Source organism: Paenibacillus sp. P46E (assembly GCF_001909095.1).
Lineage (GTDB): Bacteria > Bacillota > Bacilli > Paenibacillales > Paenibacillaceae > Paenibacillus_AQ > Paenibacillus_AQ helianthi.
The window spans coordinates 96,153-108,766 of record NZ_LVYZ01000025.1 but is presented as its reverse complement, the minus strand read 5'-3'; the positions used below and the strand labels follow the sequence as shown (position 1 = coordinate 108,766).

6 protein-coding genes are annotated in these 12,614 nt (G+C 52.8%); all 6 read left to right on the top strand.

The window, feature by feature from the left end; genetic code table 11:
- Positions 1-38: 38 nt before the first annotated feature.
- The 6 genes from A3849_RS04850 to A3849_RS04825 all read left to right on the top strand — a co-directional run bounded on the left by A3849_RS04850 (position 39) and on the right by A3849_RS04825 (position 11,855).
- Positions 39-1,511 (top strand): ABC transporter substrate-binding protein, encoded by a 1,473-nt coding sequence (locus A3849_RS04850; protein ID WP_074110398.1) that lies wholly within the window; start codon positions 39-41, stop codon positions 1,509-1,511.
- Between the two features lie 335 nt (positions 1,512-1,846).
- On the top strand, positions 1,847-4,171 hold the full coding sequence (locus tag A3849_RS04845; RefSeq protein ID WP_083613366.1) for a beta strand repeat-containing protein: 2,325 nt from the start codon (positions 1,847-1,849) through the stop codon (positions 4,169-4,171).
- A gap of 312 nt (positions 4,172-4,483) precedes the next feature.
- A complete protein-coding gene (locus A3849_RS04840) occupies positions 4,484-5,470 on the top strand; it encodes an ABC transporter permease (RefSeq protein ID WP_178382605.1) in 987 nt (328 codons plus the stop codon).
- A gap of 201 nt (positions 5,471-5,671) precedes the next feature.
- Positions 5,672-6,565 (top strand): carbohydrate ABC transporter permease, encoded by an 894-nt coding sequence (locus tag A3849_RS04835; protein ID WP_074110397.1) that lies wholly within the window; start codon positions 5,672-5,674, stop codon positions 6,563-6,565.
- A gap of 53 nt (positions 6,566-6,618) precedes the next feature.
- On the top strand, positions 6,619-8,160 hold the full coding sequence (locus tag A3849_RS04830; RefSeq protein WP_074110396.1) for an ABC transporter substrate-binding protein: 1,542 nt from the start codon (positions 6,619-6,621) through the stop codon (positions 8,158-8,160).
- A gap of 170 nt (positions 8,161-8,330) precedes the next feature.
- A complete protein-coding gene (locus A3849_RS04825; protein WP_074110395.1) occupies positions 8,331-11,855 on the top strand; it encodes a carbohydrate-binding domain-containing protein in 3,525 nt (1,174 codons plus the stop codon).
- The last annotated feature ends 759 nt before the right edge of the window (positions 11,856-12,614 follow it).

Genomic DNA, 12,614 nt, shown 5'->3' with positions numbered 1-12,614 from the left:
AAACGGGCGCGTTAAGCTGTCAACGCAGGAGGTGAGGAATGAAACGGCTGTTATTCTATATCTTCGGCCTGTTGCTATGCGGGCTTATCGTATATGCCATTGCTTATGACCGTCCGCTGCTGGTGGAGTTTAATTCAGAGCCGGTACCTGAGGCGGCTCCCCCGGTTCAAATACGGATTGCGCTGTACGACTGGACAGAGAATCTGGAGGTGAAGAACGCGATCCGGCAATTTAATCAGAGCAATCCTGACCATATTGAAATTGTAATGATGAATCTGTCCACAGATGCCTACGATGACACGCTCAATATGCTGATGACTTCAGGGCAGGGGCCGGATGTGTTCAGCGTGGATAACAGCTGGCTGGCTACCTATGTGAACAAGGGGTATCTGGCCAACCTGAACTCTTATCTGGACCCTGCGGATCTGAACAGATTTCCAAAGTGGGCTAGAGATTACGCACGCAGCTCTCTGTTTAAGGGAGGGATCTATTTCCTGCCTTCCAGTATTGAGACCGTGCGCCTGATCTATAATAAGCAGCTGTTCCAGAGCGCCGGACTGGATGCGGAGCATCCGCCTGTCACCTTCGCTGAAGTGAAGCAGGCTGCGGCCAGGATTAGCCGGGCCGGGGTCGGCGTGAACAAATACGGCTTCGCGCTGGCCGCCGGAGACAGCCAGGACAGTCTGCAGACGGGGCTGGAAATGTCCAATACCTACAGCGGGGTGTATCTCTATAATTACCGGAACGGACGTTATGATCTGAGTGTATATGCTCCCTGGCTGCAAATGCTGCTGGATATGAAAGCAGAGGGCAGCCTGTATCCCGGAGAGACTCTGCTGAAGCGGAACGGTGCGCTCAGGCAATTCGCCGACGGCAACATCGGCATGATGTATGCAACCAGCAAAGATTATGTGAAATTACAGGAATATATGCCAAAGGATGATTGGGGGGTGGCTCTGCCGCCCGTAACGTCTTCGGCGAAGAAGGGCAGCGGGGCGCTTATGATGATTCCACACTCTCCGCTGGCGGTAAATAGCAGCGCACCTGACCGGGAAGCGGCGGTGAAGGTATGGAAGTTTCTCCAGTCTGAAGCCTTCCTGACCATTCTGTTCCAGCAGGCCTTGGCACTGCCGGTGGTAGATGGGATTGCAGATCTTCCCGGTCTGGTTCCGGGGCTGGGCCATTTCAAGGAATTTTACCCGACCGCAGAGGAGTCCATATATCCGCTGGCCCCGCAGATTATGGACCAGTACGATCCGAATACCGTCTCTGTGGAGCCCCGGGATTCGGGCGACCGCCCCCGCATGCAGCTCTATCTGCAGATCCTGTCCGGCGGCATAAGCGCGGGCGAAGGCCTGCTCGCGGAGAGTGACCGGTTGAATCAGATGCTGGATATTGCGGCTACCGGGTATTCTTTTAAACGTGAGGAGTACATTTATCCGGATTTTAATCCCCACGCTCCTCTGCAGGAGGAAAGTCTGGAAAGCCAGTTGAGCGCCGGGCAGGAGTAGGAGGGGAACAACTATTGTTTCTGATACAGGAAAGGACTGCTTCTAGAGGCCACACGGCCCGGAAACAGTCCTTTTTGCTTTGTCCCTAAGGAAAGCTGTACTCCCAGATTATTGATACTTGTCCACTTGGAGTCCGTGCTGCTGTCTCTGGTTGCTTAGTGGGATAGACAGGTTGTGCACAAGCTAGCAGTTCTTAAGTCCACACCGCATGTAAGCCGTTCGAATATTACTATATAAATCACTTTTTGTGCTGCTAGAGTTCCTGGGAGAATTATTGGAAGCAATCAAGCGGTGCCAGCAGGGATGTGAAATTCAAGAAAAAGGAGAATGAAGAGATGACTTTTTTATCAACGGGCCCCATTGAAAACAATGCGGTCAGTGGTGTAAGACCTACGCAGTCAGTGACACTCCGGATTGACAACCGGAGTGATTCAGAAGCCTCTACAGTCTCGATTCAAGGCTACTATATGAGTGGTGGTGTACGGAATCTGTATGTCAGCCAATCCTTGAACCTGGCTGCTAATCAAGTAGTAACAAACAGCTATTTCGCTGATTTGGATGCATTTGAGTTTCTCTTCACAACATCAAGTCCAAGCCCGGCAGATGATCTTGTACAGATCTCATTCTGGGGAAAGAGCAGCACGGGGCAATTAGTGGCTGCGCATCGTCTGGTATCCTCTGAATTGCTGGGAGAAGTCACGGGGATCACTGGTGCTACCGGAGCGACTGGAGCAACCGGTGAAACGGGAGCCACTGGGGTTGCAGGAGTAACAGGAGCGACAGGAGAAACCGGAGCGGCTGGAGCTACAGGTGTGACAGGAGCGAATGGTGAAACCGGAGCGGCTGGAGCTACGGGTGTGACAGGTGCGACGGGAGAAACCGGAGCCACTGGAGCTACAGGTGTGACAGGAGCGACAGGAGAAACCGGAGCGGCTGGAGCTACAGGTGTGACAGGAGCGACTGGTGAAACCGGAGCCACTGGAGCTACGGGTGTGACAGGAGCGAATGGTGAAACTGGAGCCGCTGGAGCAACAGGTGTGACAGGAGCGACAGGAGAAACCGGAGCGGCTGGAGCTACAGGTGTGACAGGAGCGACCGGTGAAACCGGAGCAACTGGAGCCACGGGTGTGACAGGGGCGACGGGAGAAACCGGAGCAACTGGAACTGCGGGTGTAACAGGGGCGACTGGTGAAACCGGAGCCACTGGGGTTGCGGGTGTGACAGGAGCGACTGGTGAAACCGGAGCGGCTGGAGCTACGGGTGTGACAGGAGCGACCGGGGAAACGGGAGCCACTGGGGTTGCGGGTGTGACCGGAGCGACCGGGGAAACGGGAGCCACTGGAGCTACAGGTTTGACAGGAGCGACGGGTGAAACCGGAGCAACTGGAGTAGCAGGTGTGACAGGAGCGACGGGTGAAACCGGAGCAACTGGGGTTGCGGGTGTGACAGGAGCGACCGGGGTTACGGGAGCCACTGGGGTTGCGGGTGTGACAGGAGCGACTGGTGAAACCGGAGCAACTGGAGCCACGGGTGTGACAGGGGCGACGGGAGAAACCGGAGCAACTGGGGTTGCAGGTGTGACAGGAGCGACCGGGGAAACGGGAGCCACTGGAGCTACGGGTGTGACAGGAGCGACTGGTGAAAGCGGAGCCACTGGGGTTGCAGGTGTGACAGGAGCGACTGGTGAAACCGGAGCCACTGGGATTGCGGGAGCAACTGGAGCCACGGGTGTGACAGGTGCGACTGGTGAAACCGGAGCAACTGGGGTTGCAGGTGTGACGGGAGCGACTGGTGAAACCGGAGCCACTGGAGTTGCGGGTGTGACAGGAGCGACCGGAGAAACCGGAGCAACTGGGGTTGCGGGTGTGACAGGAGCGACCGGGGAAACGGGAGCCACTGGAGCCACGGGTGTGACAGGGGCGACGGGAGAAACCGGAGCCACTGGGGTTGCGGGTGTGACAGGAGCGACCGGGGAAACGGGAGCCACTGGAGCCACGGGTGTGACAGGGGCGACGGGAGAAACCGGAGCAACTGGGGTTGCAGGTGTGACAGGAGCGACCGGGGTAACGGGAGCCACTGGAGCTACGGGTGTGACAGGAGCGACTGGCGAAACCGGAGCTACTGGAGCTACAGGTGTGACAGGTGCGACAGGTGAAACCGGAGCCACCGGCCCAAATGTTGCAGCGGAAGGGTTCTCCGCGCTTCTGCCAACATTTTCGGCTAGTGCCAGTACTCAGCTTGCCGGCTGGACGGTGACGTCACCGTATTACGACAGCGCTTCGTTTAACGAAACAACGGGGAACTACACGGTCCCGGTTACGGGCCGGTACTCTTTTGAAGCCACCATCAACTACTCTACCACCGCAGCCATTTCGGTCGCGTTAGGGGCGGGGATCAACCCGGCATTTGTGATCCGGAGAACTTCTCCTGTGACTACAGATCTGGTAACCGGACTGTTCCCTTTGCTGAATGTGAATATTGCCCTGCTGTTGACCCTGAGAACGATCTTGGGCAACGGGACAGTCACCTTGACGGGTGAGTTTGATCTGACAGCAGGCGATGTGATCGGCCTCTTCTATGAGGCGGATGGTTTAACGGTTCCACTTGATCTGGGAGGCACCTCCTCGGGCGTGATCTGGTCCGTCCACCGATTCATTTAATGCTATCGTAAGAAGAACTGAATTTAATTGCAGCCAAAAGGGGCCGACATCCATGGGGTGAAGGCCTCTTTTTTTGAAAGATAAGAATGTATATGTTTCTCGCTATAAATTATCCTTCTCTTTCCCGCTGAAACGGATGTCGTCCTTATAAGGACAGCGTAGCCGTTTCCACTTGACTGGAAGCAGCTATCATCAAACTCTGTAGATTATCGAACTTTTATTATAGATGACCTTATTTAGCATCTGCCGCTCTCCGGGTACACTTGATACATGGAAGAGAGAGACTGCTGAAGGAATCAGGAGGCGTAAGCGATGATCACTCATGAGAAAAGAAACGCGCTGGACACCGGGCAGCGGTTGCCAGTGCGGATACATGCGAAAAGAAGCTCCATGCTGGGGCATTTGCTGAAGCACAAGGTGCTGCTGCTGATGCTGCTGCCGGGTGTGATTTTCCTGCTCATTAACAACTACCTGCCGATGTTCGGGATCATCATAGCCTTCAAAAATATTAACTACGTAGACGGGATTCTCGGAAGCCCATGGGTGGGGATAGATAATTTCAAGTTTCTGTTCGCCACATCCGATGCCTGGATCATCACCCGCAATACGGTGCTGTACAATTTCGTGTTCATCATACTCAACCTGGTGATCGCAGTATCCATCGCAATTGCCCTGAATGAGCTGAGGAATAAGCTGGCCGCCAAATTTTATCAGAGCATTATGTTCTTTCCGTATTTCCTGTCGATGGTGGTGGTGAGCTACCTCGTGTTCGCTTTTCTGAATGTTGAATACGGTTTCATGAACAAAGGCATTCTGGCGATGTTTGGGCTGAATGAGCTGAACTGGTATTCCGAGCCGAAGTACTGGCCGTTTATTCTGCCGCTGATCAACCTCTGGAAAGGCGTAGGGTATGGCTGCGTTATTTACCTTGCGGCGATTATCGGCATCGACAACGAATATTATGAAGCAGCGCTGATCGACGGGGCCAGCAAATGGAAGCAGATCCTCCATATTACGATCCCGCTCATCCGCCCGGTCATCATCATCACCACTATTCTGGCCATCGGCGGGATTTTCCGCTCCGACTTCGGGCTCTTCTACCAGACCACACTGAACTCCGGGGCGCTGTATCCGACAACACTTGTCATTGATACCTACGTCTATAACGCCTTGATCAATATGGGCAACCTGGGCATGTCCGCCGCAGCGGGTCTATACCAATCCATTGTGGGCTTCTTCCTGGTCCTGGGCTCGAACTGGATCGTACGCAAGGTCGATAAGGACCAGGCCGTTTTCTAAAAAATGACCAAAGGTGAGAGTAACGGAGGGGAAGTTTGGAACTGAAGGAGCGGTAGCGACCGCCTTTGTCTGCGGATTTCCACCGCGAACAGCGGTACAAATTGAAGAAATCTGCAGACAACAGCGGCCGGAAGTCCAAACATTCACTGTAGTTATGAGAAACACCCTTGGAATGGCAATTTAGAAAGGAGGACGGAACCAGTGACCAACAATGAAATCTCCCGGCCGGCGAATGTAATACTCCATATAATTTTCATCATCCTGTCGATCACCTGTCTGCTGCCGATTGTGCTGGTGTTCATGATCTCAATTACCGACTACGATTCCATTGTGCTGAACGGGTATCAATTTTTTCCCGAGAAGTTCAGTCTGGAGGCATATGCTTATATCTTCAAGGACTATACCGTCATTGTAAAAGCCTACGGCGTGTCCTTCTTTGTAACTATTACTGGCACGCTGCTCAGCGTATTTATCTCTTCGTTGTATGCGTATCCGATCTCACGGACGGACTTCAGATACAGAGGTTTCTTCGCCTTCCTGATCTTCTTCACCATGCTGTTCGGCGGCGGGCTGGTGCCCTGGTATATGGTCTACACCCAGGTGCTGGATCTGAAGAACTCTATCTGGTCCCTGATCGTTCCCATGCTGCTGTCCCCGTTCAATGTGCTGATTATGAAGACTTATTTCCAGATGAGTGTGCCGCCCGCGCTGATTGAGGCCTCCAAGATTGATGGTGCCGGTGAGCTGCGGACGTTCTTCCAGATTGTGTTCCCGCTGTCCCTGCCGGTGTTCGCTACGATCGGTCTGTTCAACACCCTGCATTACTGGAACGACTGGTTCAACAGCATGATCTTCATTACGGACACAGACCTCTATTCCCTGCAGTACCTGATGTACAAAATGATCTCCCAGGCGGACTACCTGAGCCGTAACGGGGCTTTGATTCAAGGCTCGGCGACGGAGCTGGCGAAACTGCCGGGTGAAACCATCCGCATGGCAATGGCACTGATCGGTATTGGTCCGATTGTGCTGGCCTATCCATTCTTCCAGCGGTATTTTATCAAAGGGTTGACGCTGGGCTCCATTAAAGGCTAACCTCGGATTCATCCGATTAGCATATATTGACCATCAAGGGGAGGAAACAAAATATGGCAGGAAAAAAGGGCACGGGTCTACTGCTTTCACTTGTACTGCTGATAGGACTTTCACTAAGCGGATGCGGAGGCAACAACAGTAACAACGGGGCTGCCAAGGGTGAGACCAAAGTGGATAGCACCACCGCACCAGCCGCCTCGGATACAGCTACAGCCACTGAAAAGACCAATGAGCTGGAGCAAGTAGAGCTGTCGCTCTATCTGCCTGGCGGGCCGGATAAGGATGTGGCCTCCGTCGAACAGGCGATCAATGATTATCTGAAGGATAAGATTAACGCCACGATCAAGATCAATCAGCTCAGCTGGGATAAACCGGCAGACAAGGTGAATCTGATGATCCAGTCCGGCGAAGTGTTCGACATGGTCTACACCTGGAACTTCATGACCAACGCCGCCAAGGGCGCCTATCTGTCGCTCGAAGAGCTGCTGAATACCTACGCTAAGGAGACCAAAGCACAGATTAATCCGGCTTACCTGCAAGCCGCTACCGTCAACGGACATTTGTATGCGATTCCAACCGAGAAGGAGCTGGGCCAGTCGGTAGGCTTTGCTTTTGACAAGGCGATTGTCGACAAGTATGGGTTCGATGTGAACAGCATCGCGAAGCTTGAGGATATTGAACCGATGCTGAAGACCATTAAGGAGAAAGAACCGGGCATCACACCGCTCTTTATGAACCATACCGACAGCCTGAACTGGTTCACCGTGTACCCCGAAAGTGAGGATCTCGATGGCAGTAATGAAATTCCGACGCTGCTCGATTACAAGACGATGAAGGTTTTTAACGAATATGATACTCCGGAGATACTCGCACGGCTGAAGCTGATCCGGGAATGGTACAAAGCGGGCTATATCAACAAGAATGGCGCTACTGACAAAACAGAGCTGAAGGATGCGGTAAAAAGCGGCAAGGCCTGGTTCACCTACGGCAATATGAATCCAACATCCACCAATGACTGGACCCGTCTCGCGGAGAAACCGATGATCATCAAAACCCTTCTGCCGGTACAGGTCAGCACCAAAAGCCTGCAGGGCTCCATGCTCGCCATCTCCAGAACCTCCAAAAACCCGGAGCGGGCCATGATGTTCATGAACCTGATTCATACCGATCCCGTCCTGTATAACCTGTTAACCTTCGGGATTGAAGGCAAGCATTATAAGAAGGTAGGCGACAACACGGTTGAATTTATTCCAGACAGCGGCTACAACTCTGTATCCTCGTGGATGATCGGGAATGTCCTGCTGAACTACCTGAACAAGGATGAAGATCCCAAACGCGTACAGCTCTATACCGACTGGAATAAAAACTCCAAGGTATCCCCGGTGATTGGGTTTGTCTTTGACTCAACCAAGGTACAGTCGCAGATCGGAGCGCTGATCAATATTACGAAGCAATATAAGAATACCCTGTATTCCGGGGAAAAAGATCCTGAGCCGATCCTGAAGGAAATGAACAGCAAGCTGAAGGCCGCTGGACTGGATGCTGTGATAAGTGAAATTCAGTCGCAAATGGATGCATTTTTGGCCGCCAAATAAGATGTTGAATGATTAGCAGACCCGATATCCGGTAAAGTTCGGCCGCCTCCCTGATTCCTATTGTCAGCTTGCAGCGGCCGCTTACCAGGATGTCGGGTATTCCTATTCGCAAAAGTTAGCAGTTGGGGGCCCTGTTTCTATTCTGAATAGAAGAGGGTGTTAATGTGCGAATGTATAAAAATATAGCGTTATTGTCTCTTGTGTTCTGTGTGCTGACGACGGTTTTGATGCCAAATGATCATAGAGTTTCTGCTGATCCTCCAGGGATAGCAGTGATAAAGCAGCAAATTTCGAGTCCTACGGTGAAAGTAAAACAAGAGTCTGGCTCAAGTAGAGCTTCCAAGGCTTCGCTGCCGGTAACCGCCACAACCGCCACAACCGACAACAATAATCCGTCAGGCTTGCTGTGGCAGGTAGGCGAGCCGGACGACAGCTCTGCCGAATTTACAGTTTATAATAATGTGTACAGCGATTTTGCCCTGCCTCTTCCAGCTTGCAGCTATAATACGATCCCCAAAGGAATGAAGGCCGATGTCAATGGAACGATGAATTTTACGTTTGAATTGGCGGCGGTTCCCCAGTATGGAGCCGAGCTCAGCTTCAAGGTGATTGATGCAAGCACCGCGATTCCCCAGCTTGCCGTATTCACAAATGGCCTCATGAGCGGATTGATTCAAATCACAGGTCTGAATAACGGCGAAACCTCTCTGGAGCATACCTGGAAACAAACCTACAGACTGTATATTCCCAAAGAGCAGCTTCATATGGGCTCAAATGTGCTTAAGCTCGTGGTCGACCGCGGACTGTATGCGGACCCGCAGGCTCCCGGTTATAACGGAGACTCCTATTTATGGTTCGAATGGGACTATGTGAAGCTGAAATCCCAGCCTCAGCAGGCGGATGAACCGATACATGGGCGGTATGTACATCTGGGGACTACGCTTGCCGCAAATACCTTCAAATATGATGAGAACGCGATCCGCCATCTGGCGCCCATGACCAAATGGATGGGCATCGCCTACAGCGGCAATTGGATGCGCGCCTCCTTCTGGTCGGATACGAGCGCAGGCTGGGACCCGCAGGGGCGGAACTATCTGGCGACGATGCGTGATCTCAACCTTACGCCAATGGTCAATATTATCGGAGGCAACTGGAAGAACAATGCGGATCTGGCGGGCGGTACGATCAGCACGGCTTTGAGGAGTTATTATGATGCTTTTGTCAGTAAATTCGGGGATTTGTACCAATACGCGGAGACGGGCAACGAACCCGGATTGTTCGGCTGGTCCCGGGCATCGATATTGGCCATTCATGAGCTGATGGATGAGGAGCGCCAGACTAACAGCCAGCCCTATCTGAAAATCGTGGCACCCGGCTGGGCCTATTGGCCATATAACGGAATTCCTGACGGGTGGGAACGGGACGCTGCCCAACGCGAAGAAATTGAAGCGCTTTCAGATGTGACGAATGGCCACAGCTACGGCGGAACCGGTGTCCAGCCGCTGCCGGGCGGCAGCTTGTATGAGAATCTGCAGGTGTATCATGAAGCAGATGAGGGCTTTGGCAAAGAGATGGCCATGAGTGAAACCGGCAGTAATGACAATCATTCCGACAGTACGAAATACGGCACCTATGCGTACAGGTTCGCTTCTGCCTTTGACCGGGAGCTTCGCGGAGATATCGGCTATGTCGATCATATCATGCAGCATGCGGCTTTCTTCAATGACGGGACCGAGTTCGGATTATTTGATTCCGCAATCAACTGGAATACACACCGATTCGAGGATACGGTAGCTGTAGCCGCGAACAGTAATGAGCTTGGTGAAACGCGGCTAAAAACGTTCCGCAGGCTGGCCGCTGCGTATGCCACCCACGGGCGCCCGCTCAGCTACGAGATCCTGAATCCATCTGCGCTGAACGAGAAAAAAGCGTATTTCCGCGCGGTCGATACCTCAGCGCTGGGCACGTCGGCCATAGGGGCTTCTGCAGATAAAATTCTGCTGAATTTCGTGAACTTTGAGACGCAGCCCGTGACGATGCAGGTGCGGGTCACCATGCCCGGCAGCGGGCAGTATGCCGGAGAGCGGTTTGGACCGGGCGATACCTATGCCGCCGCCCACTCTAATGTCCAGCTTACGGCAGCGCCGGACCTTACGCTCTCGGTTACCCTGGGCGCTGGTGAAACCGTCCAGTATATTCTCGATGAGCTGGAGACCACTCCGCCAACGGCTCCAACCAGTCCGGCTGCGGTGGCAGTAAGCCATGAGCAGGTGAAGGTGACCTGGAATGCCTCAACCGACAACGACAGGGTTGTCAGCTACAATGTGTACCGGGATGATAGAGCAGAACCGGTGATGACCGTTCCGGGCCGGATTACGTTTTACAATGACTACACGGTAGCTCCTGAGACCGTATACAGCTACAGGGTTCAGGCCGTGGATGATTTCGGCAACGTCTCGCCGCTGACCGCAGCCGTATCCGCAACCACACTGCCGATGCCGATTACGCCTCATGTGGCTGGAGATCCAACCAAATTCGAGGCGGAAGCCACGTCCTTTGCCCCGCCGCTCAAAATCGGCTACTACAGCAGCGCTTCCGGAGGAAGGGTTGTGGAGCAGACCCATGCCGGCGGATTGACGGTTCAGGGATTCTATTCAGAGAGTGGCGGAAGCTACACTTTAACTATTGCATACGCTTCCAATCAGGAGTCGAAGAAGAATATCCTCATCAACGGACAAAAGCAAACGACCGTGACACTGCCGTCCACCGGAAGCTGGAACAGCAATTTTACCGCGAGGCAATATGGCATTACGCTCCAGCCGGGGTATAACATGATCAGCTTTACCTCTGCCGGAAACGGTGCTAACCTCGATTATTTCAAGCTTGAGGAAGGCGCCTATGTTCCGGTCTCGGCCTGGTATACCGCAGAGCATAATCATCCTTATATCGACTATACCGGATTTACGACCGCTTCCAACGGTGTCTCTCATGTGACCTATGCGCCTGACGCCTCAGCAACGTTCAATTTCAGGGGCATCGGGGTCCGCTGGAGATCGGATATCAAAAGCGATATGGGCAGCGCCGAGGTCTATGTCGATGGGCAATATATGCAGACCGTAGTCATTCCCCAGGCTGGCATTGAGGGAGAGAACCGGATCGTCTATGAGCTTGCCGGTCTGGAGTACGGGCTGCACCGGATCGAGATCAAGGGGACCAACGGGCTGGTGATGGTCCATGGGTTCGAGTTCGAGAGCTACGAGGCCACTCTTCCGGCACCGCTTGCGGACCTGATCGTTACAGATATCGGCTGGAACATCGTGAACAGCGATGGCACTCCATCCTCCCATACCACGCCGAAACTCGGGGATTCCTTAATCTTCTGGGCCAAGGTGAAAAATATCGGAGTGCGTCCGACCCCGCTGAACACCTCCACGGGATTGGGTCAAATTACGGGCGGTGCCTTCTCCGTCAACGGCGGTGTCGTATCCTGGTCGGACACGAATAATACAGTGATCCAGCCTGGAGAAGAGGTTACCCTGACCGCCAACAGCAGCGCCCAAGGCACGCCCAAATGGACGGTTCCGACCATAGGCGGCTTCACCATCACCTTCTTCGTGAATGATATCTGGAGGTATGAGGAGATGAACAAGGAGAATAACAAATTGAGCGAGACACTAAGTATTAGTCTGGACTGAAAGCTGATGAAGACGCTGTAGAGCTATTTATATGGACTGATATCTGATGAGACGCTGTAAAGCTATTAATATGGTCTGATATCTGATCAGATGCTGTGAAGCTTAGCTTCTGTCTCCTGCAGAAGCTAAGCTGATTCAAATGGAAGTTAGCGGGTTGAAGCTGAGGTCACGCGAGTTGGGCGGACGTTAACCTGGTTGAGCGGAAGGGCGGAAAATAAGCTGGATTAAGCCTAATTTACCAGAATGTACTCGCTAGTGGAGGTTGCTCTCAGGGGGAAATGAATTTAGGTGGAAATAGGAAAACTAATTTATGGAAACTTATGCTGCTGCGAGTTCTAGGTGGAATTAGTAAAACTAATTATGCCCAAAACGCCTCAGTTTGCTATTAGAACCATTATTAAGTAAACAAATTCCAACTAAACCCCGACTGCAGACTGGAAATCGAGAATTAGTGATACTTTTTCCACCTTGTTGAGGTGCTGCTCGAGCGTTGAGATGGTTGAGTATTGCACTTATTAGATGTTATTCCCTTTGAGACTCTGTAGGATTTTGAACTTTTTTTATAGATGACCTTATTTAGTCTCCGCCGTTCCGTGGCTACACTTAAGGTAGTGAGAAAATTATACAGGGTTAGAACGATCTGACGGTTTGGGGGAGCGGAGCGTCCCCTTGCAGTTAACGGTTTGGGGGGGAGCGGAGCGTCCCCTTGTAGTTGACGGTTTGGGGGGAGCAGAGCGTCCCCTTGCAGTTACGGTTTGG